This window comes from Acinetobacter lwoffii (assembly GCF_024129115.1).
In the GTDB taxonomy this organism is placed as follows: domain Bacteria; phylum Pseudomonadota; class Gammaproteobacteria; order Pseudomonadales; family Moraxellaceae; genus Acinetobacter; species Acinetobacter lwoffii_T.
In genome coordinates this window covers 1-22,854 of record NZ_JAMXXO010000017.1, presented here as the reverse complement: position 1 = coordinate 22,854, position 22,854 = coordinate 1, and the positions used below count along the sequence as shown (strand labels likewise).

Sequence of the window (22,854 nt, the reverse complement as noted above, 5' to 3'; positions counted from 1 at the left end):
AAAAAAAACATCATGCTAATCCATCCCCTAAATCATCATCTTACAGTGTGACAGCAGAAAGAAAAGCGTGTTCTTTTATGCTTTTTTGTAGCGCAGGCGACATTCCGGTAATCAATCTTAAAATTATCTACTAAGTGTTTAATTATTAATAATAAATATAAATCAAATAATGAGATAAAATTAAAGAAAATTTAACACTCTTACGACAAATATTTCGTAAAAAGATCACAATTGAGATTTAATATTTTAACAACGGCTTAGATGGCCAATTTTAAGAAAAACAGGACAATTTCATGCGTCTCTTAGCACTTACCAGTTTGATCCTTGCCAGCACCCTCGCCACAGGCGCATTTGCAGCTCCTGCTGAATCTCTGAATTATAATGTTGTTAATCTTTCAGCAGAGGCTAGCCGTGAAATCTCAAATGATGAAATGCATGCTGTGCTTTATATTGAAAAATCCAACAAACAACCAGCTGAACTGGCCACTCAAATTAACCAGCTGATGAATCAAGCAATTGCCACAGCACGCAAATATCCAACTGTGAAAATCGAGACTGGGGCACAAAGTACTTACCCTATTTATGACAATGACAACCGCAAATTAAAAGAATGGCGTGGTCGTGCCCAGATTCGTCTGGAATCAAAAGATTTTAAAGCGACATCTCAATTGATTGCTGAATTACAACAGCACTTCCAGACCCAGTCGATTAATTTCAAGGTATCTGACGAAAAGCGTAAAAAAGTTGAAAGCGAGCTGATGATTGAAGCCACCAAAAACTTCCAGCAACGCGCACAGGCACTCACCCAGACCTGGAACAAACCGAGTTATCAACTGGTGAACTTAAACCTGAATACTAACAATTATTCACCACAGCCAGTACCGCGTATGGCCATGATGAAATCTGCATCGGCTGATATGGCGGTTCCTGAGCAGGAAGTTGCAGCAGGCGAATCGCAAATGGCCGTCAGCGCGAATGGAGCGATTCAGTTTAAATAAGACCTCATTATATTATTCAGACTTTTAAGAACCACTCTTTTGAGTGGTTTTTTATCATGTGAATATTCTTTAAAAAGCGAGGCTACAAATTCATACAAACTCAGGTAGGAATTGAGGTTTGACCGGTTTAGAGTAACGGACATTTGTTCCAGTCCTCTCTGCTCATGTCCCTTGACCAACTGAATCTTTACCTGTTTCATATCTTAAATGTACCCGACCAAGCCTCAATCTGGATGATCAACTATGCCTCCCTGATTGCGCATGACCTGGTTTATCTCTTTTTGCTGATTTTTGCTATTGCTTGGTTCCGTGGTAGTTACGAAGTAAAAACAGGGATTATTAAAGCCTTCATCTTTACAGCTATTACATTATTGATGAGTGAAGTATTGTCTGCGGTACTCAATACCCCACGCCCGTTTGTGATGGATGTTGGTCGCACCCTGATTGAACATGCACCGACTGGTTCTTTTCCCAGCAACCATATGAGTATTTTTAGTGGGATTGCCTTCGCCTATTATTTTTCACCGCAGCGAGACTTGGGAAGAATTCTAATCTGGACAGCTTGGCTGGTAGCGTGGTCGCGTGTTTATGTCGGTGTGCATTTTCCGATTGATATGCTGGGTGCGTTTCTGATGGCAATAACAGTAAATTTAGCTGGATTACCATTGTGGTGGAAATATGAGAATCAAATCATGAACTTTATTTTGGGTATTCATTATTGGTTATTTTCGCCTTTAATTCGAATGGGCTGGATTAAATAAATATAATTAAAATGTCATAAAAAATCCCGCTCGAAAGCGGGACTTTTTGAATCTCTAAACTTGAATCTGAATAACTCAATAAATCGCCATATGATTGCGATCTACTTTAAATAACACTCAAAAACATTAAGCCAAAAATTAATCATAAGTTATTATTTTAAATATATTTTATTGAATTTTACCATCCTAACAATTACCATCAATAACACTCCAAAACCACCTACCAAGTAGTTAAGTTGGTAGTTAAATTTTCATAGATAAGATATATATGCTCACCGTAAAGCAAATTGAAGCTATTCAGTCCCTTGCCAATAAAACTCTTAAAAACTTTGATAGTGAATTGCTATATCTCTTCACTTCTACGACCGGTCGTAAAGTTTGGAAAGTGATTTACACTTTTAATGGTAAGAAAAATACAACTACACTGGGTGAATACCCGATATTTTCAGCTAAGGAAGCTCGCCTAAAACGTGATGAAATAAAGAAACAAATTGCGGAAGGAATTGATCCCAACCAAAAGAAAAAAGCAGACAAGATTCAAAAGTTATCATGTATCTCTTTCGGAGAATTAATTACGAAATACATAGATGAAGTTGCGCCGTTGCATAAAGGTGCTGACAAAGAAATTTCTCGTCTGCATAAACTTATGAATGATTACCCAAAACTAATGCAGAAACCGATAACGGACGTTAATCAGCTAGATATGATTGAGCTTCGAAATGATCGGCTTTCCAAAGTGTCACCTTCAACAGTAGGACGTGACTTAGGTGTATTGGGTGGTGTATTCAAATATGCACGTCAAGAATTACGTATTCTTAAAACTAGCCCATTATTGGACGTAGCCAAACCAACTCAAGCCCCTCACCGAGAACGTAGAATTACACAAGAAGAAATTAATACTATCCTTCTCGGTTTTAATTATGATGCGACATATCAACCACTCACTAAACGCCAACAAGTTGCTTGGGCATTTTTATTTGCCCTAGAAACCGCAATGCGAGCAAGTGAAATCACTAATATGCAATGGTGCAATGTATATGAAGATCACGTACTTCTGCCCGACACAAAAAATGGTACAGCAAGAAAAGTTCCGCTTTCTAGACATGCCATTCAGTTATTGGAATTAATGAAAGGATTAGATACCGATAAAGTTTTAACCATTTCCGATAGATCGAATGCCCTATCGCACGATTTTTGGCTTGTTGTAAGTAATAGACTAGGAATCACTGATTTAAACTTTCATGACACAAGGCATGAAGCTACTACACGCCTTGCGAAGAAACTTCCAATTCAAGACTTAGCAAAGGTTACCGGTCATAAAGATTTAAAAATGCTCATGCGTTATTACAATCCAACTGTACAGGAATTAGCTCAAAGACTTAATGAATTGGAAGATCCAGACATTATTCCATTTAGAAAAGTTAACGGGCTTTAAACGTGCACTACCCTCTTACACAAGTTCTTCATCAAATTAAGGAGTCAAATGACTCCTTATCTTTATTAGATATTGCTAAAGCAGTCTATCAAGGAAAGTTAGAAGTCTGCTTCAACATATTTGACACATGGCTAGCATTAATTCACGAAGGAAATAATCCAAGTAACGATTATTTATTTGAAAAAAATATTGTTGCTCTTGAATTCAATTCTTCTAAAAATGAACGCTATTTCTTTGCAAATAAAAAATATTATAAAAAGGACATTCATGGACTGATCACCAATCTCATATCAGAAATAGAAATCAGCATTGTTCATGACGCGGATGATCCTAGTATTGAATACTTAATAGTTCAAAAACCTGACATTAAAAAAGTACAGGAACTTACTTACATCGACTTACTAGATGGAAAAGAAATTAATATTTTCTACAAGGATAAACCTAAGACAATCCCAATAAATATTAATGGTGATATCCGTGCACTTAGATTTTCAGAACATATGTCTAACACCATTTCAAAGATAATGAATGAAGAGTCTAAACTTGGTATTACAGTGAATCTTAATCATTTCTATATAACCAAATCTAGTTTAGACAACTATCTTTCTGAACACGCTATTTTATTACAACCATGTAGCAATCAGAGAGAAGAAATTGAAAGTAATGATAAAAATAAAAATGAATACAATGACGAAGAGCTGAACCAAGCTAGAGCTTTTATACGAGAAGTCGCCAACGAATGTATTAAATTAGATACAAAGAATATTCTATCCAGAATTTGGATTGCGAAATTTATTTTAGAAAACTGCAAAAATACTAAACATCAAAAAAGATTTCCACAAAACAAAGAGACTATATCTCAATGGATTGCTCAAAGCCCCGATCTGCCTACCTATCTCAAAATCAACCGAGGTAAACGATCTGACCGTGATGCTGAACTTGGCAAACAGCTCCTAGAAGAAGCTTTCGAATCTGAAGTTATCTTAAATTTAATTAAAAAACATTCTTTTGCTTAAATTAAAAGCAAATTAAGCACTTAACCCCCCTTAAATTATTTTGGTCACATTTCATATGTGAATAATAGAACACCATTAGCTCGTAGCTAATCAGAAATAAAACTTAGCAACTCTGATGGTGTTCAATATGAATCTTTCCACATACATCCAAGAAAAAGTAATCACTTCTGCTCCTGCAACTCCGGAGAAAATCCATATCTGTAAAACAGGTAAATCAGCAGGACAAATCCGTAAATTTAGAGCAAAACCCGCACGAAATGGCTTACTTCCGATCACGAGTAAGACACTTTGGCTATGGGTAAAAAAAAATAAGTTCCCTCGGCCATTTTCTCTAAATGGCTTAACAGTGTGGGAGTCTCAAACTGTACTTGATTGGATCGAAGCACATAAGCATAAGGCTTCTAAAAATGCCTAGTGAAATGTTTTTATCTCAAAGTGAATCAGCCAAATTCCTATCTTTGCATTTAGGAAAGACACAAAAGTATTGGTACAGAAGACTGACCAAAAACCTATACCGTCCGAGCCTTTTACATGGGTACAGAATCACTGTCCATGTAGTGGATGGCAAACCAATGTATGCACTACCTGCTCTACGTGAGTTTGTGCGTATTAACCAACCTTCAACTTAAACAAGGAAATAGCGATGAAAATCGAAATGCTAAACGAACAAGTACACCAAGCGCAAAATGCACACTTGAAGACTGTAATCTTAGGAGCTGTAAAAAAGCTTGCGCAGATTAAAGTCAATGAATTTAAGCCACATTTTTCGCACTTCATTGATAGTTCTATTGATTTTATGCTTCATTACACTGAAATCAACGGCGTAGATGTAACCGAGGAAGAACTTATTCAAGCTTACTTACACAATGCCAAAGAAATGGAGCGAATTAATGCAAAGTTCTTTAATTAATCATGAAGATCTCGCGGATCTTCTATTATCTAGCAGTAAAGTAATGATGGTAAACCAAACTCAATCATCTATTACCTACAGCATTGAACGTAATGGTAAGGAATTAATTCTTATCAATACTCCGAATGAAAATTACTTAATTCAGTAATTTACCATCAATCCAAAAGGGCGGTTATTCAACTGCCCTTTTGTTTAATTTTTTCACATTGAAATGATTATGAAACATCTAACACACCATCAATTTGAAACCCTAGTTCGAAATGGACAAGATCCATATGATGACGAGTTACAAAAAATTTTACTCGATTTAGAAATCGAAGAGTTTTCAGAAGATACCGAGAAAAAATCTCCATATGAACAAAGTTATGTAGATCTATGCTCAAGATACGCTGACAATGCGAATCAAGCGGATCAACTCGAAACTGTTATTTTCTCTGATATTCATAGCTACGATTTCAAAGCAATGAATATCCAAATCAAAGCTCAGGTCGATTTCATTGATTTATACTTTGAAATTGGTAAAACGAGTACACGGCATGACATCAAGAAATTTCTGACAGAGAAAACTGGTATTACTCATTACATCTCAGAATACGAAACCGGTTTCATTATTAGATTGCACGACATGAATTCCTTAAATGTACTACAGCGCCGTATCAGCTACTTGAGACATTTTGAATATAAGATTGATAGCCTTAAAATCATGGAGATTGAACTAGCAATTGACTTCTACAATTTCAAGCATAGAGCGCTCACTACAGCCCTTTTTAAGTCAATCCGATTACCTAGTACAGTAGAAAACTTACGTGTCTATAAGAGCCAATTAGGCGTATTTACACCTATTCCAAGCACACCACACTCAATGTTTAGAAAGCTAGAAAATGGCTATAATATTGGTATTAACCATAGAGATGCGGATGAGTACTGGCATTTATATGTCAAGACTACGGACTGTAATAAACAACCTCTGCCGGAGAATGCATGGCGCATCCGTACGGAAAAGAACATCAAAAGTAATGTACTTAATCAGATGGATAACCGTTTAACAAATATAAAAAGAGTTTTATTATATGGATTTAAAGGACTGAGTTTCACACAGTTAAAAGCTAACTCTTCCAAACTGTTAACTGATGAATATAAAAATACTGTTAGAGCTTTTGGAACAGAGACTCAAACTTACTATGACAAATATAGACATAAGAAAAATTTGTCTGAATCCATGAAAAAACACGGCGAACTTAATCAACTCATTTCGAGCGCCGTGCATAACCTAGTTCGCAATTTCACTATCAGCAATTAATCAACCCAAACCTGCCATAAGCATTAATATTCAAGGCATATAGCAGGTTTTATAAATTTTAGCTGCCTAATAACTTATATACTACTAACTTATATACTACTAATTAATAAGCTTTAACCAGTTGCGACTTAATATTTAATTTACTTAAATTTAACTATTTTCAGGCAAAGAAATAACTTCTTTCCCTTTTGAGTTTAGACTGATAATAATTTGCTTAAATTCAATTGCGGTTTTCATCAAATATTTTAATTCCCTACCACTCACTCCGGCTTTCTTATAAATAGTCGATTTGAGGGTATTTGGATTTTCTGTTAAATAATCCAAAATTTTTTGATAATCTGAAATCTGTTCTACTGCGTATTTACAACCATTTTTCCATTCGGATAGCCCAGTCATATAAGTAGCTGTTTTTACACCTAACCTACCATTGCTTAAAATAAATCTTATATATCCCTCAACTTTCTTTTGAATCTCTTTAGTAAACTGAATATCATTTATGATTGTGAATAGATTCCAAAGACGACCGACATATATGTAATCTAAAAACTTTGGAAATCGATAATATGTGAATTTTTTATTTAGCTCTAACCATCTTTCTGCATGCTCCATTGCTTTGGCAACCATATCAGAAATGATAGTTCTCAATTTTTCATGATCTGATTCAAATTGAAAGTAGGGATCACATACTTCTACAAAAGTTTTATGAATAGGCTCTGTCAAGAAATGTTCCACCATTGGGAATGCTTTCTTATCATCCATATTGTTAAATAAAGAAATACACCACACCGAATCCTGATGGTTAATCTCTTTTAGTTGGGAAATTGCTCTTAGATAATCATCTTCATCAGGATATTTATCATCATTCTCACCGATATCTTCTTGAACTTGTTGCTGAGTTTTATAAGGTCTTCTATCGTAATTTGTTATCGGTTCAACACTATAAAACCCTATTCCTGATTCACTAACAAATAAAGGATTATTCCAATTCTTGTTAATCTTATTCACTCTCATATACCCACATATTCATATGTAGGGAAACTATAGAGGATGCTCACTGAAAAAGACATTCAGCGAAAGTATTTAAAATAAATTTTTATGTGCGATGTCTTAGAAATTAACCAAAAATTCCTATGGGGACCATTCATAAAAATTGTGTCTCAGACAATATTCTTATACTTCATAAAAAACAGGCACAGTTCACATTTTTTAATCGTCAAAATTAGCCCATACATCATAGATCATATGTTGGTTATCAACTTCAAATAACAAGCACACCAACAACCGGTACTTATCAATTTTTAGAGCCTCATCAATAGCTTCTTCAACCGAATCAAAAATCCGAGCTAAGTCGGGAATTTTCACATAAACTCGATTAATAACTATATCGTTTTCTTCGATCTTTCCAACAAACTCATCCTGATCATAAAGATGTATCACATAACCCGAGAATTCAGCATTATCCGGAAGCCTTAGACGGCGTTTTGCTTCTTCAATGGTAATACGCTCACCATCAATTTTTTGTTGCTGTGCTAACGCTATACGATCTTCTAATGAGCCTCTTTGTTTTGCTTGCCCCACTTCACTCCCCCCATATTTAATACTTATTTATGAAAAAATTCTAATCCTATTAAATGCTATTCAGGTAAATATTCACTCTTCCAATCACAACTTTTCAAGGCTAACCGTAAACGCTCATTAATTGATGAGTATTCTTCCCTACAAACATTAAAAGTAGTTTGAGGTATAGGATAATCTCTAAAAATTGACATCCCTATGCCGATAGTACAAACAAATTTATCAAAACTCATAAAACGATCATGTGAAATTTTTTGAAAAAAATGCTCGCCTTTAGAAATTAAGTCTATTTTGTTAAAACAATGACTAAATTTAGATACACATACTTCCTCAAAAAATTTATCTATAGCAAATTTCTCATCACTACCACTTTGACCACCTATTGATATGATGGTTATATTAAACTTTTTAGAGTATTGTGATAAAAACTCGAACAATCGCTCTACACTTGTTTTTTTATTTCTACCTATATCTTCCCTAATATTTTCAAAGATATATCTATCTATAATTAATATATTTTTTGAGTATTTGGCTAAGCTATGAAATTTAATTTCCCACATCTCAACATGTGATATATCTCGAGTAATATCACTTTTAGATTCATAATAAGATCTCCGCATATTAACTGAAGAGTGATGATTATCAATATCAACAATCTCGAAGTTAGTCGAAGGACAGCATCCGACATAATTAGGAAGACCTTTAACTAATTGCTCAGTGGTCTCTTCAGTGATACCAGTTTTGAACTCCGTATTAAAATTTTTCAAATCATTGAAATCTGTATAATCACAGAATGTATCCCAATCTACCTTAGATCGAAAGGTAGTATTTTCTAAAAAAGCATCTTGCCAATCTTGATACACAGAAGGATCTATCTTTTTCTTTAGCTTCTCAAGAAAGGATGTTTCGGTTTGAGAGTTTGAAAAAACTAATACTCCCTGCTCTTTCCATTTTTCAATAAAAGATCTATTAGCGCCTTTACTTTTTAATGCATCTGATTCAAAAAAAGAATTATCTAAACAAAATTCTGTCAACATGTAGAACCCCTATCTTTTCTCGTATAAGCGCTCTTCGAAGAAACCTTCAGGCCAAAAGTCCATGAAGTCTCCCTCTTCATCCAGACGTATTTGTACGACCTCTGCTCCTTCTAACTCATTTCCTGGATTACTCGGCAAAACATATAAAATAGACACATCTTGTGGAGTTAATACTCGACCATTTATCTCTTTTTTGTTTCTTATCAATTTTTGAATCCGAAGCATTAATGCTTCACTATGGGTTTCAATAATCCATTGATTATTATCACAAGTATCCGCAAAAAACTCTGCTAATTCCGCTTGTAATTTAGGGTGCAAATGAATTTCTGGCTGTTCTACACATATTATTGCATTTTTCCTTATTATGCCTTCAATCAAAATAGGTAGGATTTGTCCTATACCGAAACCAACATCTAATGGAGAGACCTTAACTTTATTTCGAGTATCTTGAAGTTCGATCTGAATCAAAGGTTCTGAAAATTTAGTTCCCACTGTTTTAGGGCTAAAAATATATGGAATGGAAAACCGTTTAAACCATTCATTAATTGAGTTAGTTAAATATAATCTATTACTATTAAGGAAATAAGCAATGTTTTCCCCCTCTTTGCCAACAGAAACTTCAAACTCGGTATCAACAGAATAATATCTCTTAGGATTACTTCTTAAAGGACCTAAATAAGTAACTTTTTTTAGTTCTCTTTTTATCTTTTCAGCATTACTTCTTAGTTTCCCATGAACAAATTGATAAGTATGATGAAACTCCATTTCTTTATTTTTTGATTTTAATTCTTTAAGAAATTTTCTATATTTTTCATAATCCAATGTAGGACTCTTAGGAATTGGTAACTCTTCATCTGCAGAAAATACAAAGAAGTTCAAAATCTTTCTGAACGTATTTTTCTTTACATCTATATAATTTGGTAAAATATTACCGTCTAATTCATCAAATAAGAAATCTTTCGTAAAGTAAAGATCACCATTTTTTAACTTATTTTGTAACACATAATTGAAGATTCCATCTTCTTCAATATACTCGCATTCATTAACAAAAATATTCTTTAAATATGAAAAACCTTGAGTCTCATGAACATCTTTTCCAGCTTCATCAGGCTCTACATAAGAATATTCAAATTTAGTTTTTATTTCATTTTCAATGTTTAATTTTATTGAAATATTTCTTTTAACTTCATGTTTATAAACCATTGATGAATAGCTGCCAACATCTAATAATTTTTTATCGGAATATACTCCACCTTTCAAGTTGGCCGAAAGTAAAGATTGTTTTAAAACCATCAATGAATGAATAATTGAACTCTTCCCTGAAGAGTTTGCACCATATATTAGCGTTATAGGGGCTAATTCAATTTCTTGCATACTGGCAAACGCTTTAAAATTTTCTATCGAAATTTGTTTTAACACATTCAATTCCCCTATTTTTTAATATGCTATAAAGATCATGTAATTAATTTATACTAGCTCAATGGATAGTATAGCCTATTCATTCCAAACTTAAGATTAAATTGCTTAATAAAAAAGGCCCACTAAAAATTAGTGAGCCTTTCATAAGAAGTAGCTAAACAAGTAGTTAAAAAAGCTAAATTCCAAAATATAAACATTTATTTCAACAATTTACATAACTAATAAATCGCCATATGATTGCGATGAATCATTTCTAGTGAACGTGCTTCACCTAACACCTGATGTACTTTATCTGATGCCAAACCTTTAACGATTTCCGCAGAACGCGAACTGAAATTGACACGCCCTACAGCAATGCGATGACCTTGTCGATCAACACATTCCACCACATCGCCACGTTCGAAGTGCCCCTCAACTGCTTTTACACCGACAGGCAATAAGCTGCGATGATTGTCTTTAATGGCTTTTACTGCACCATCATCAATCACCAAACGACCTGCGGTTTGCAAGTGAGCCGCCAACCATTGCTGATGCGCTGTCATCCGGTCTTTGTCAGTGACAAACAAGGTACCTAACAATTCGCCAGCCATCAGACGTGATAGAACACCATCACTATCACCACTTGCAATTAAGGTCGGACAGCCAGATTTTGCCGCCAGACGGGCTGCACGAACTTTGGTCAGCATACCACCACGACCAAATTTACCACCGCCACCGGCCATATCAAACAGACTTTCATCCATCGCACGTACAGTATGGAACAGTTTGGCATCCGGATTAGACCGCGGATCTGAGTCAAACATACCTTCCTGATCCGTTAAGATAATCAGAAGGTCTGCATGCACCTGACCCGCAACCATCGCAGCAAGTGTGTCGTTGTCACCAAAGCGAATTTCGTCAGTCGAAACAGTATCATTTTCATTGATCACCGGAATCACACGCCAGTCAATCAGGTTCTGCAAAGCATCACATGAATTGAGATAACGACGACGATCTGCCAGATCATCATGGGTTAACAATACTTGCGCAGTTCGAATCTGGTGTTTCTCTAGTACGCTTGACCAAGTATGGATCAGACCCATCTGACCGATGGCAGCACAAGCCTGAAGACTGGGTAGATCGGTGGGTCGATTCTCAAGTTTCATTCGAACCATACCTTCAGCCACAGCACCGGAAGACACCAGAATAATCTCGTGTCCTGCATTGTGTAGATCTGCGATTTGTCCCGCCCAATGCGAGATAGCATCTAAATCTAAACCTTGTCCGTTTGCTGTGAGTAAAGATGATCCGATTTTAACAACGATTCGTTTACAACCCTTGAGCTGACGTTGCCCATCTACCACTTCTATCATCTTGTCCTCAGACTCTTCTCTCAGAGATTAGCGTACGTAGTACACTTCCACATCACTATCATCATCGCCATCTTCATCATCTTCGTCATCACCCAGAATACCGGCAAGACGTTGCTGACGACGCATCTCACGATACGCTTCTTTTGCAGCGATGGTTTGTTCACGTGTTTCAGCTTCAAGCTGATCACGGAATGCTTTCATTTCTGCTGCATATTCTTGATCTTCAGCTTCGCGTTCACGTTGCTCTTCGATCTGATCCATCAGGTAGTAAACTACGTCTTTGGTGCCTTCAGCCGTTAAGCCAGAAGTCTCAAAAACTGGGCCTTCCCACTGCAATTCTTCAAGAATATGGGTGCACCATTCTTCACGTGTTTCTTCAGCCAACTGATCGACTTTGTTCAGCACCAATACGATCGGCAGTTTTGAAAGCGTTGGGGAGAAATTTTCTAACTCTTTCATAATTGCTTTAGCATTATGTGCCGGATCTGAGCCATCAATCGGCTGTACGTCAACGATGTGTAACAAGATACGGGTACGCGCCAAGTGCTTCAGGAAGCGAATCCCAAGACCTGCACCTTCAGATGCGCCTTCGATCAGGCCCGGAATATCCGCCATCACGAATGAACGGTGACTATCGGCATCGACCACACCCAGGTTTGGCACCATGGTGGTAAATGGATAATCTGCAACTTTTGGTTTTGCTGCCGAGACTGCACGAATGAAGGTTGATTTACCCGCATTTGGCATACCCAGCAAGCCGACATCTGCCAGAACTTTAAGCTCTAGACGGATTTCACGGAATTCACCTTTTTGACCATGCGTACATTTACGTGGTGAACGGTTGGTCGATGATTTAAAGTGGGTATTACCTAAACCACCATCACCGCCTGCTGCTACTTTCACGCGTTGACCGTCTTCGATCAAGTCGCCAATAATGTCACCAGACTCTACATCTACAATTGTTGTTCCTACCGGAACTTTTAATACGGTATCTTCACCGCCACGACCAGCACAGTTCGCCCCACGGCCATTTTTTGCTCGTTCTGCACGATATTTACGTGTATAACGATAATCAACTAGCGTACTGGTGTCGTCGTCAGCCTGAATATAAATGCTGCCGCCACGACCACCATCACCACCATCTGGACCACCAAATGGCACGAATTTTTCACGGCGAAAACTGGCTACGCCATTGCCACCGTCGCCAGCCTCTACGGTAATGACTGCTTCATCAACAAAGCGCATATTGCCAATCCTCTAAAAACTTTAAAACCCCATATTCTGCCATATTTTAAAGAATTTCTCGAATAGAATTATGCAGCAATTCCATAAATCTTAGTTAGTCGTTTTCTCACCGAGCCTATTTGATCTATTCAAGACATAGATTTGGAAAAAGAATGTTTAAAAGATGGAAAATAAATAGTAGGAAGTGAAACGTTTTTCCCCCTAGTACTACCCCCTATTCTGGAAATTCTTTTTGTGAATTTCTTGATGATTTTTAAAATAATTTATAGAGGAATAAATTTTCAAAAACCGTATTCACAAGAAAATATTCTGATGCGGATACCTTTTAAAATCTGTATTTTATATACACCAAGATAAGTTCAAATTTTGTATTTTCATAAACACTGCATTCCTGCCACTTAATGAAAACTATTTAATAATACTTTGTTTATGCTCTAAAATATCTGGCAGACTTTTTTCAATCCAGCCAATTAAATACATGATTTTTTCAGCCGCTTGTGAACCGGTAATGGTCAATTGATATTCCACTTTTGGCGGCACCACCGGATAAACCGTTCTCAAAATAAAACCATCTTGTTCTAGCATTTTTAAAGTCTGGGACAACATCTTTTCACTTACCCCTTCAATGCGTTGTTTCAGCTCACTAAAACGATGCACCCCCTCACTCAAGCAACGCAAAACCAAGACCGACCACTTATTGGCAAGGTGTTCCAATATTTCACGTGATGGACATTCAGTTGATAAAACCTGACCTAATAATGGGCTGATTGCATAATTTGTCATAACATTCTCACCATATTTTTATTACTTACTCATTTTAATATACTTACTCTTTGTAAGTTATCAGATTAATATTTCACCAGCAAGCAGATTTCTTAATTCTTATTGGATTAGAAAAAAAAGTTTAAAATAAAAAAAGAGCCTCAAATGAGACTCTTTTTTTGCTAAATACTAATTATGCATTAGTTTCAGCAGGAACTTTTGGATAGCTTACGCCGCCCATTTGTTCAGCAATACGCAATACCTGGCAGCTATAACCCACTTCGTTATCGTACCAAACATAAGCAGTTAAACGGTTGCCTGAAGTGATTGTTGCTTGCGCATCAAATACACCTGCAGTGCGTGAACCGATAAAGTCAGAAGATACCACTTCAGTCGAGTTGGTATAACCGATTTGACCTTGCAGGCTAGAACCGATTGAAATCTGACGAATGTATTCGTTCACTTCATCACGATCAACGTCTTGACCTAAAGTCAGGTTAAGAATTGCAAGCGATACGTTTGGTGTAGGTACACGTACAGAGTTACCTGTCAATTTACCTTGAAGAGCTGGAAGCGCTTTCGCTACTGCTTTCGCTGCACCAGTTTCAGTAATGACCATATTCAATGTTGCAGCACGGCCACGACGGTCAGCTTTATGGTAGTTGTCGATCAAGTTCTGGTCGTTTGTGAACGAGTGAACTGTTTCAACATGACCATTCAACACTGTGTATTTATCATGCAATACTTTCAGTGTAGGTGTAATTGCGTTAGTCGTACAGCTTGCAGCAGAGATGATGGTATCTTCATCAAGGATGTCCGCCTGGTTTACACCGTAAACCACGTTCTTCATGTCACCTTTACCAGGTGCAGTTAGAATCACACGAGCAGCGCCCGGACATTTAAGGTGTTGAGCAAGACCTTCAGCATCACGCCATTTACCTGTATTGTCGATCACAAGTGCATTGTTGATACCGTATGCAGTGTAATCCACTTCAGAAGGATTCGATGCATAAATCACTTTGATGAAGTTACCGTTGGCAATGATTGCTTCGTTTTCTTCATCTACAGAAATTGTGCCTGCAAATGGACCATGAATAGAGTCACGACGAAGTAAAGAAGCACGTTTTTCCAAATCACCATCCGATGATTTACGAACCACGATTGCTTTCAGGCTAAGACCACGACCCAGACCTGATTGACCAATCATCAAACGTGCCAGGATACGACCGATACGACCGAAACCATAAAGAACCACATCTTTATGTTCTACAGCAGCAGCATTGCCTTCGATCGATTTAACAGCGTCTGCAACAAATGCATCGATGTCGCCGCCTTTTTCTTTAAATTCAACAGCAAGTTTACCCAGATCAACTTCAGCAGAACCGATGTTTTCTACTTTCACCAATGCTTCAAGAATTGGGAAAGTATCAACTACAGAAAGTTCAACGTCCAGTACGCGAGTACGGCGGTGTGCTTTCAAAATCTGAATCACAGAACGGTTAATTAAAGAGCGACCATAAACTGTAGCTACAATATTTTTTTCACGATATAACTGGCCAACAAGGGCAATCATACGTTCCGCAAGTTCTTCACGGTTTTTCCAGCGACCTTGGTGTTCTGCATGGAGGGCAACAATAGTGTCTTTGCTCACAGATACGTCCTCTAATTAATTGTAAATCTAAGCATAAATTTCTAAACCCGACAATTGTAATGGAATTGGCCGCAAGTTTGAATCAAAAGCTCGTTGAGACGGGTAGTTTTTAACGTATATTCACTATAAATTTCAAAAATAGTTGTAATTAGCTGAATGATTTTGCATTCGAAAATGCTAAAGACCACTATTTTTCAGTACCTGGCACAAATTTGTTAAATGTTGTTTATTCATTCAATCTCTTTTTAATTTTAAGAGTTGAGCCGGTCCTGATAGTTTTCCAGATTTTTCTTAAGGGCTAATTGCTGTTTACGCTGCTTCAGCAAATGTAATATTCCTTCCACAATCAACAGTAAAACAGCCAACCAGATTGGAATATAGGTCAGCCATTCACCTGATTCCACACGCTCACCCAGTGCCATCGAGGCAAAAGCAAGCAGTACCGGCTCCAGATAACTCAACAGCCCAAAGATGACAAAGGGTAAATATCGGCTAGCCAAAATATAGCTACCTAAACCGAGCGCACTTAAAAAGCCCAATCCAAGAACTGCCAGGATCAAATGAGAATGACTCAACATAAGCGACATAGAATCGCTATAGATAAAGCCCAAATAAAATGCCACAGGCAAAATCAGAAATAGATCCCACCAGAATCCACCAAGATGATCGGTCGCGAATTTACGCCGCATAAAGAAATAAAGTGGATAAGCTAAAGCGACATAGACCGTTTCCCATGCGATTGAACCGATCCGCCAGATTTCATGCCCTACCCCCAACATTGCCAGAGCAACGGCGACCATCTGGAAAGATGACAATTTTTCTTTATAAAGCACACAGCCGACCAGCACCATCACCAGAGGTAGCAGAAAATAACCGAGCGAGACTTCGAGGCCACGCCCATTGATAGGGCCCCATAAAAACAACCACAATTGTGTAGTACATAACAGCGAACTAATCAGCAACCAGATCAAAAATGAAGGCTGTCGTAATACCCGCTTAAAAATACTGCTGATATGTTTCAGATCACCCGACCACCACATGAAGGCTGTGAGGAATGGCAAGGTCGCCAGCATGCGCCAGGCAAAGGTCTGCTCACTATCTAAAGGCTGTAAAAAAGGCGTAAATACATAGAGCACTCCAAAAACCACGGAGGCCAAGACAGATAACGCGATGCCTTTATACATATTTAAACTCTACTTTCGTTCGCCGGCATTATAACGATTAGTACAATAGAAAGCTTGATGCTTCATCTATTTAAAATGTAGTCATCTCTCGATGTTAGATTGTCTTTCGACACGTAAAATAAAAAACCATGCTGTAGCATGGTTTCCATTAAGACGATATTTTTATCTTTGAGTTTGTTTGGTATGAATCACATCACTCAGGTCATAACCGACCGACTGTGCATATTGTAAATATTCATTCACCACATTTTTATCCAGTTGTGGATTACGTGAGAGTATCCACATATATTTACGTTTAGGCTCTCCGACCAAAACAGTTTGATAATTTTCATCCAGTTTTAAGACCCAATAATCGCCACGAGCGACCGGAATCCAGCGAATAAAGTCCGGCAAGAAACTGACTTTTAATTTGGTATTTTGCGGTGGATTTTGCACAAATGCCTCGCCCAATGACTGGGTTTGTCCACCATCTTTTTTAATGCAGCGGTTATCCACCACGATATTGCCATTTTCATTTAAAGTATAGGTCGCTGTGACATCGCGATCACACTTGTTTTGAAAATACAAAGGTTTGCGTGCTACTTCGTACCATGTTCCCAGATAACGGTCCAGTTCAACTTTCTCAATGGTCGGTAATGGCTCGTCTTTCGCATAAGCCATGGTAGCGGCGCCCAAACCAAGAAGAACCGCACTACCCACCGCAATTTTTGCCAGCTTTAATCCAGTACGTGAAGATTTTTGAGTTGTCATAAAGATACCTATTACATGTTCACAAAATATTTATTTAAAAATTTCTGTTCATACAATAGCTTTATCCAATTCCTAAATTTGTTACATTATGTTTGCTTTGTGATTGATTTTACGTCATTTAAATAAGATTTAATGCAACAACAATCAATCAAACATCTGGGCTTTTAAACGCACAATTTCATCACGCATACGCGCAGCCTGCTCAAACTGAAGCTCTTTGGAAGCTTTCAGCATTTCCTTTTCAAGCTTGTTAATGTGTTTCGCAAACATTTTCGGATCTGCCATGATATGCCGCTCATCTGCACTGATCGCACGTGCCTGATCCGAGGGTTTCAATTCAATTGAATCATCATCCAATACTTCACCGGTATCAATTTCCTTGATCACCTGACGCACTGCACTGCGCGGGGTAATGCCATGTTCTTCATTAAACTGAATCTGCTTGGCACGACGACGGTCCGTCTCATCAATGGCTTTCTGCATCGAATCAGTGATTCGGTCTGCATACAGAATCGCCTTACCTTTCAGGTTACGTGCAGCGCGGCCAATGGTCTGAATGAGAGAGCGCTCGGAACGCAGGAAACCTTCTTTATCCGCATCCAGAATAGCGACCAGTGACACTTCCGGCATATCCAGCCCTTCACGCAGCAGGTTAATCCCGACCAGTACATCATGCACCCCAGTACGCAGTTCATGAATGATTTTGACCCGCTCGACGGTATCGATATCCGAGTGTAAATAAGCAACCTTAATCCCATACTCTTTCAAATAAGAAGTTAAATCTTCGGCCATACGCTTAGTCAAGGTCGTAACCAGCACCCGCTCATTAATATCTTTACGTAGATTAATTTCTGAAAGCACATCATCGACCTGCGTCAGAACTGGACGAATTTCAATTTCCGGATCGATCAGACCAGTCGGACGTACCACCTGCTCGACAATCTGCTGGGACTTTTCCAGCTCGTAACGTGCGGGCGTTGCGCTGACATAAACGGTCGTCGGCACAATACGTTCCCATTCCTCAAATTTCATCGGCCGGTTATCCAGCGCGCTTGGCAAACGGAATCCGTAATTCACCAGATTTTCTTTACGCGAACGGTCGCCCTTATACATGGCACCAATCTGCGGCACCGTCACATGCGATTCATCAATAATCAGCAAGGCATCATCCGGAATATAATCGAACAAGGTCGGTGGCGCTTCACCCGCAGGACGGCCAGATAAATGTCGAGAATAGTTTTCAATGCCGTTGGTATAACCCAACTGCTGCATCATTTCCAGATCATAGCGTGTGCGCTGCTCGATGCGCTGGGCTTCCAGCAGCTTGTCATTTTCACGGAAGAACACCAGTCGCTCTTTGAGTTCGTCTCGGATGGTTTCAATCGCACGGGATAAATTGTCTTTCGGCGTAACATAATGGCTTTTAGGATAAATAGTGACGCGAGGCACTTTACGAACCATTTTCCCGGTCAGCGGATCAAACCAGCGAATGGAGTCAACTTCATCATCAAACAGTTCAATCCGGATCGCATCCTGATCCGATTCTGCCGGGAAAATATCAATAATTTCGCCGCGAATACGATAAGTACCACGCAGAAATTCCAGTTCGTTACGCGAATACTGCATCTCGACCAGACGGCGAATAATATCATCACGGCCAATGCAGTCACCTTCCACCACATGCAGCAACATGCTCATATAGGCATTCGGATCACCCAAACCATAAATGGCAGACACCGATGCGACAATAATCGCATCACGTCGCTCTAAGAGTGAACGGGTCGCGGAAAGGCGCATCTGGTCAATATGGTCATTAATTGCAGCATCTTTCTCGATAAAAGTATCTGAAGATGGAACATAGGCTTCTGGCTGATAATAATCATAATAACTGACAAAATACTCAACGGCGTTATTCGGGAAAAACGCTTTAAATTCGCCGTAAAGCTGCGCAGCCAAGGTTTTGTTATGTGCCATGACTATGGTCGGACGCTGGGTCTGGGCAATGACATTGGCCATGGTATAGGTCTTACCAGAGCCTGTTACCCCCAGTAAAAGCTGATCATGAAAACCCTGTTCAATGCCTTTGACCAGCTTTGCAATGGCCTGTGGCTGATCGCCTGCTGGTTGATAACTGGTCACTAATTCAAAGGGCTTTTTATCACTCATAGCTTTCGCTGACTTCGCTGCGGATATAGATTTGATTTATTATGAGGGTAAATTGGAATTACTCAATCCCTGCTTAGGTTTCTGTTTGGTAAAATAAAACAATATTAGTATTCATTATTTGTTAGCGCTTGACTCACTCTCTAGTTTGAAAAATCATCAAAAAAATATACAGTTACAAAGGGAATAAATACAGAAAAAACCAAGCATTTTCAGCCAGCAGCTTTATTTGGGTGTACTCGGCATCGTATTTTGGCGTATAGGTGGATTATTGACTTATCTGTTTGGATAGCGCTGCAGAATAATGCCTTGACCCCTTTTCATTTCACGGGCAACATGAAGATCAGGATGGCCTAGAATCGACAATTATGACTTACCACTATCACGATGAAAGTATTGTTAAATCCCTTCCGGAAAATACGGTTTTTGTTTTTGGCAGCAACCTGGCTGGACAACACGGTGGTGGAGCTGCCAGAACGGCACTTGAGCATTTTGGTGCAGTCATGGGCGTGGGTCGTGGCTGGGCGGGTCAGAGCTATGCCATTCCTACCATGAACGAACATTTACAACAAATGCCGCTCTCACAAATCCAGCACTATATTGATGACTTTAAGATTTACACCAAAAATCATCCTAAAAATAAATATTTTATTACTTCCTTAGGCTGTGGGATCGCAGGTTATAAGGTCGAGGAAATTGCACCGATGTTTAAAGGCATCTCACGCAATGTCATTTTCCCGCAATCTTTCCGTCCTTTTGTCGAAAAGCCCCTGCCAAAATTAAGCGCAAATTTTTTACACACCATATTCCGCGATTCCGTCATTTTAACTCCGGCCAGCGATGAATTGATGGAAGAACTGCCTTTGACCGAAAATGAAAAAAGCCTGGCGAGAATTATTTTAAATACCCAGATCTATCCGACCGACAGCAATGGGCGGGAACGTGTCTTTGAAATTGAAGATATCCTGCACAACCTAAATACCAAGCTGGTCGACTTTCAGAGCCATTCAGAAGGTGCCATGCTGTTTGGAGGCGTGATTTTAGCGCTACTGGAACTTTATAATATTAACGAGAAAGATTTTATCGATGTCTGGCAAGGCGAGAGAGAAATCGCGCCACCGAAGCCGGAAAATAAAGCGCGTAAAAGCATTCGTTAGTGCTATCAAAATATCTTTCAAAAAAAGCCAATGTTTGAATTGGCTTTTTTTTCTGGGCGGCTAAAATGTCGAATATGAAATCAACCAGGTGTGGATTTTATTTTGGTCGGCATTTAGAGAGCTTAAATATTTCGTTTGCTTTATTAAGAATAAAATTGAAAAAAATTTGGATAAATCTGAGTTTTAATTTCTTTTTGTTCGAAAATTAAAGCAAATATTGATCACTAACTCCCTAAAAAATTCCATAAAAAAAGCCATGATTTATCATAGCTTTTTGAGTCTGATCAATTAGCGTTTGCCCATTGAACGGCGAGTGCCACGTGGTGGCATCCAAGTACGGTCAGCATAACGCTGCGGTCTTGGTCTTAAATCTTCCAGAACTTCTTCTGCAGCATTTTGCTCTGCTTGCTTGATCGGGAAAGGTAAATTAACCAAGGGTTTTTTTTTGGGAGAAGTTTGGGTGCTCATGTGATTCACTCAATAATATATGTAGCTATTGTACAAAAAAACTCAGTCGACTGGGTAGCAGGATCTTGGATAAATTCATATGCTCTTGTTTTGGAAAAATAAAAAATCATCCCATGATGATAAATGCTTGAATCAATGCAGCCTAAAATTTACCTAAACTCTCCTCTCTATCTTCCATGATAAAAATTCATAGGATTGAAATTTTAACGCTCTCAAGAGCAAATTTCCTTCATTTTTATACTTAAGCTCTTAAGGTAGAAGTAATTATTTTTACACACTATGCATTTCTTAAAACTCAAGAGATACAAACAAAAAATATACAGCAGTTACCAATATTAACCATCGATTAACTTTTGACCTGTTGTTCTATAACTGAATTTTTTAATGTAATTCACATAATTAGTTAACTAGAAAAACGAATAAACAAACTGGACATGGAGTTCCAAATCAATGAAAACATTGCTGGCATGTATGGCAGGCCTAGCCACTTTACCTATGGTCGCGCATGCAGATTCCCCTTATTTTAGCTTGCAAGATGGAGATGGCTTTAAGCGCTTTTCGGTATCAGTCGGTGCATTGCATGTGATGCCGCAAGGCAAGGCCCAACCATTTAAAGTGAATACTGCTGTCAAAGAAGGTGAAACATCACAAGTAGGTGATATCTCAATTGACTCTGTGAAAAATAATCTTGATCCAGACATGGACCCAAACCTTTCCTCTGTTTTTGTTAATATTCTCGATCGACTTGGTACAGAAACACTGCCCGCAACGCTCAGTGGACGAGCTGAAATTTATGGACTGGAAAGCTGGAATAATCCTGGTACTGGCCTGGAAGCAGATGATGTCACCACTTTAGGCATTATGACCAATTACTATTTTACCGATAATATTTCTTTTGAAATGAAAGCCGGCATTCCCCCCAAAGTAGACTTGCAAGGCAGTGGTAAAATTTATGCCCCTTTTTCTGCGCTTGCTACCCCAAGTTTAGGTTCGATCGATTTACCCGGCATTGAGTTAAAAAATGATATTCTCATTACTGATCTGGAAGCTTATGGGCCGGCCGCCTCTGCCCGCGCCTGGACACCTGCCTTTGAATTCCAGTATCACTTTGGTAAAACCGGAGTGAATAAATTCCGGCCTTATGTCGGCTTAGGTGTGATGTATGCCTATTTCAATGAACTGGAAATTAACTCACGTACTGAGCAGGACCTGATTGCTGCAGGACATATGATTGCCAATATCAAGGAAGGAAAAGCAGGTGCTTCTCTGGATGGCACGCCAAGTTCAGCCAACCCGAAAGTTGATCTGGAAGCATCCGATGCTTTCGCGCCCGTGGCCACGGTCGGCTTTAGCTATGACTTTAATGACACCTGGTTTGCTGTAGGTTCAGTCTCTTATGCACATCTAAAAAATGACACGACAATTACAGTGACAGATGCAAATCTAGGTGAACTGATTCGCTCTAAAGCCGATATCGAAGTCAATCCGATTCTGGCCTATGCCGGGATTGGGATGCGTTTCTAAGCTCAATATCCGATTTTTAATTAAAACGGCTTCGGCCGTTTTTTTAGGCTTAATATATTAGGGTGTGTTGACACTTTTAGCTTAAAAAAATAGCGAAGTAGTAAAATCAAATCGCCAAACCCAATTTTACTATTCGCTATGCCTCGT

The 22,854-nt window shown here is 38.5% G+C and carries 21 protein-coding genes; 9 read left to right on the top strand and 12 right to left on the bottom strand.

Going from position 1 to position 22,854, the window contains the following annotated elements; genetic code table 11:
* The first annotated feature begins 293 nt into the window (after positions 1-293).
* The 7 genes from NI470_RS11975 to NI470_RS11945 all read left to right on the top strand — a co-directional run bounded on the left by NI470_RS11975 (position 294) and on the right by NI470_RS11945 (position 6,420).
* Positions 294-998 carry an SIMPL domain-containing protein gene (locus tag NI470_RS11975; protein WP_004279706.1) on the top strand — a complete coding sequence of 235 codons (705 nt, stop codon included), beginning with the start codon at positions 294-296 and terminating at the stop codon, positions 996-998.
* A gap of 164 nt (positions 999-1,162) precedes the next feature.
* The gene (locus NI470_RS11970) at positions 1,163-1,759 is read left to right on the top strand and encodes a phosphatase PAP2 family protein (RefSeq protein ID WP_004279704.1); all 597 of its coding nucleotides are present in this window, start codon (positions 1,163-1,165) and stop codon (positions 1,757-1,759) included.
* Positions 1,760-2,027: 268 nt separating this feature from the next.
* Positions 2,028-3,194: a tyrosine-type recombinase/integrase gene (locus NI470_RS11965; protein ID WP_253148497.1), complete on the top strand. Its 1,167-nt coding sequence runs from the start codon at positions 2,028-2,030 to the stop codon at positions 3,192-3,194.
* Between the two features lie 2 nt (positions 3,195-3,196).
* A complete protein-coding gene (locus NI470_RS11960; protein ID WP_253148496.1) occupies positions 3,197-4,210 on the top strand; it encodes a hypothetical protein in 1,014 nt (337 codons plus the stop codon).
* Between the two features lie 127 nt (positions 4,211-4,337).
* On the top strand, positions 4,338-4,625 hold the full coding sequence (locus NI470_RS11955) for a helix-turn-helix transcriptional regulator (protein WP_253148495.1): 288 nt from the start codon (positions 4,338-4,340) through the stop codon (positions 4,623-4,625).
* A 228-nt stretch (positions 4,626-4,853) separates the two neighbouring features.
* Entirely contained in the window at positions 4,854-5,120 is a 267-nt protein-coding gene (locus NI470_RS11950; protein ID WP_253148494.1) for a hypothetical protein, read from the top strand.
* Between the two features lie 217 nt (positions 5,121-5,337).
* Positions 5,338-6,420, top strand: a complete 1,083-nt coding sequence (locus tag NI470_RS11945; RefSeq protein ID WP_253148493.1) for a hypothetical protein — start codon at positions 5,338-5,340, stop codon at positions 6,418-6,420.
* Between the two features lie 150 nt (positions 6,421-6,570).
* Here NI470_RS11945 and NI470_RS11940 read toward each other — a convergent pair whose 3' ends face one another.
* The 11 genes from NI470_RS11940 to uvrB form a co-directional block, all read right to left on the bottom strand.
* Entirely contained in the window at positions 6,571-7,425 is an 855-nt protein-coding gene (locus NI470_RS11940; protein ID WP_253148492.1) for a hypothetical protein, read from the bottom strand.
* Between the two features lie 201 nt (positions 7,426-7,626).
* Complete coding sequence (locus NI470_RS11935) at positions 7,627-7,998, bottom strand: hypothetical protein (RefSeq protein ID WP_253148491.1); 372 nt, start codon at positions 7,996-7,998, stop codon at positions 7,627-7,629.
* A 56-nt stretch (positions 7,999-8,054) separates the two neighbouring features.
* Entirely contained in the window at positions 8,055-9,032 is a 978-nt protein-coding gene (locus tag NI470_RS11930; protein ID WP_253148490.1) for a hypothetical protein, read from the bottom strand.
* Positions 9,033-9,041: 9 nt separating this feature from the next.
* The gene (locus tag NI470_RS11925) at positions 9,042-10,451 is read right to left on the bottom strand and encodes an AAA family ATPase (protein WP_253148489.1); all 1,410 of its coding nucleotides are present in this window, start codon (positions 10,449-10,451) and stop codon (positions 9,042-9,044) included.
* Positions 10,452-10,669: 218 nt separating this feature from the next.
* On the bottom strand, positions 10,670-11,803 hold the full coding sequence (gene proB / locus NI470_RS11920) for a glutamate 5-kinase (protein ID WP_253148488.1): 1,134 nt from the start codon (positions 11,801-11,803) through the stop codon (positions 10,670-10,672).
* 27 nt (positions 11,804-11,830) lie between these two features.
* Positions 11,831-13,048: an Obg family GTPase CgtA gene (gene cgtA, locus NI470_RS11915; RefSeq protein ID WP_004646519.1), complete on the bottom strand. Its 1,218-nt coding sequence runs from the start codon at positions 13,046-13,048 to the stop codon at positions 11,831-11,833.
* Positions 13,049-13,456: 408 nt separating this feature from the next.
* Entirely contained in the window at positions 13,457-13,831 is a 375-nt protein-coding gene (locus NI470_RS11910; protein ID WP_004730108.1) for a winged helix-turn-helix transcriptional regulator, read from the bottom strand.
* A 172-nt stretch (positions 13,832-14,003) separates the two neighbouring features.
* Positions 14,004-15,461 carry a glyceraldehyde-3-phosphate dehydrogenase gene (locus tag NI470_RS11905; protein WP_004279679.1) on the bottom strand — a complete coding sequence of 486 codons (1,458 nt, stop codon included), beginning with the start codon at positions 15,459-15,461 and terminating at the stop codon, positions 14,004-14,006.
* A gap of 251 nt (positions 15,462-15,712) precedes the next feature.
* Positions 15,713-16,645 carry an EamA family transporter RarD gene (gene rarD / locus NI470_RS11900; RefSeq protein ID WP_253148487.1) on the bottom strand — a complete coding sequence of 311 codons (933 nt, stop codon included), beginning with the start codon at positions 16,643-16,645 and terminating at the stop codon, positions 15,713-15,715.
* A 162-nt stretch (positions 16,646-16,807) separates the two neighbouring features.
* The gene (locus NI470_RS11895; protein ID WP_253148486.1) at positions 16,808-17,395 is read right to left on the bottom strand and encodes a lipocalin family protein; all 588 of its coding nucleotides are present in this window, start codon (positions 17,393-17,395) and stop codon (positions 16,808-16,810) included.
* Between the two features lie 144 nt (positions 17,396-17,539).
* Positions 17,540-19,561 (bottom strand): excinuclease ABC subunit UvrB, encoded by a 2,022-nt coding sequence (gene uvrB / locus NI470_RS11890; RefSeq protein ID WP_253148485.1) that lies wholly within the window; start codon positions 19,559-19,561, stop codon positions 17,540-17,542.
* A gap of 365 nt (positions 19,562-19,926) precedes the next feature.
* On the opposite strand from uvrB, the gene NI470_RS11885 reads away from it, so the two are divergent.
* Positions 19,927-20,715, top strand: a complete 789-nt coding sequence (locus NI470_RS11885; protein WP_253148484.1) for an A1S_2505 family phage non-structural protein — start codon at positions 19,927-19,929, stop codon at positions 20,713-20,715.
* Between the two features lie 288 nt (positions 20,716-21,003).
* On the opposite strand, the gene NI470_RS11880 is transcribed toward NI470_RS11885, so the two are convergent.
* Positions 21,004-21,183, bottom strand: a complete 180-nt coding sequence (locus NI470_RS11880; protein ID WP_253148483.1) for a hypothetical protein — start codon at positions 21,181-21,183, stop codon at positions 21,004-21,006.
* Positions 21,184-21,633: 450 nt separating this feature from the next.
* Between NI470_RS11880 and NI470_RS11875 the strand changes: the two genes are divergently transcribed.
* Positions 21,634-22,707: an OmpW/AlkL family protein gene (locus NI470_RS11875; protein WP_148334393.1), complete on the top strand. Its 1,074-nt coding sequence runs from the start codon at positions 21,634-21,636 to the stop codon at positions 22,705-22,707.
* Positions 22,708-22,854 lie beyond the last annotated feature (147 nt).

Bases quoted from the DNA above. Each gene is read 5' to 3' on its own strand.
- NI470_RS11910 (WP_004730108.1), bottom strand. From the start codon at position 13,831: ATGACAAATTATGCAATCAGCCCATTATTAGGTCAGGTTTTATCAACT.
- rarD (WP_253148487.1), bottom strand. From the start codon at position 16,645: ATGTATAAAGGCATCGCGTTATCTGTCTTGGCCTCCGTGGTTTTTGGA.
- NI470_RS11880 (WP_253148483.1), bottom strand. From the start codon at position 21,183: ATGAGCACCCAAACTTCTCCCAAAAAAAAACCCTTGGTTAATTTACCT.
- NI470_RS11975 (WP_004279706.1), top strand. From the start codon at position 294: ATGCGTCTCTTAGCACTTACCAGTTTGATCCTTGCCAGCACCCTCGCC.
- NI470_RS11895 (WP_253148486.1), bottom strand. From the start codon at position 17,395: ATGACAACTCAAAAATCTTCACGTACTGGATTAAAGCTGGCAAAAATT.
- proB (WP_253148488.1), bottom strand. From the start codon at position 11,803: ATGATAGAAGTGGTAGATGGGCAACGTCAGCTCAAGGGTTGTAAACGA.
- NI470_RS11965 (WP_253148497.1), top strand. From the start codon at position 2,028: ATGCTCACCGTAAAGCAAATTGAAGCTATTCAGTCCCTTGCCAATAAA.
- NI470_RS11955 (WP_253148495.1), top strand. From the start codon at position 4,338: ATGAATCTTTCCACATACATCCAAGAAAAAGTAATCACTTCTGCTCCT.
- uvrB (WP_253148485.1), bottom strand. From the start codon at position 19,561: ATGAGTGATAAAAAGCCCTTTGAATTAGTGACCAGTTATCAACCAGCA.
- cgtA (WP_004646519.1), bottom strand. From the start codon at position 13,048: ATGCGCTTTGTTGATGAAGCAGTCATTACCGTAGAGGCTGGCGACGGT.
- NI470_RS11875 (WP_148334393.1), top strand. From the start codon at position 21,634: ATGAAAACATTGCTGGCATGTATGGCAGGCCTAGCCACTTTACCTATG.
- NI470_RS11930 (WP_253148490.1), bottom strand. From the start codon at position 9,032: ATGTTGACAGAATTTTGTTTAGATAATTCTTTTTTTGAATCAGATGCA.
- NI470_RS11945 (WP_253148493.1), top strand. From the start codon at position 5,338: ATGAAACATCTAACACACCATCAATTTGAAACCCTAGTTCGAAATGGA.
- NI470_RS11970 (WP_004279704.1), top strand. From the start codon at position 1,163: ATGTCCCTTGACCAACTGAATCTTTACCTGTTTCATATCTTAAATGTA.
- NI470_RS11950 (WP_253148494.1), top strand. From the start codon at position 4,854: ATGAAAATCGAAATGCTAAACGAACAAGTACACCAAGCGCAAAATGCA.
- NI470_RS11885 (WP_253148484.1), top strand. From the start codon at position 19,927: ATGACTTACCACTATCACGATGAAAGTATTGTTAAATCCCTTCCGGAA.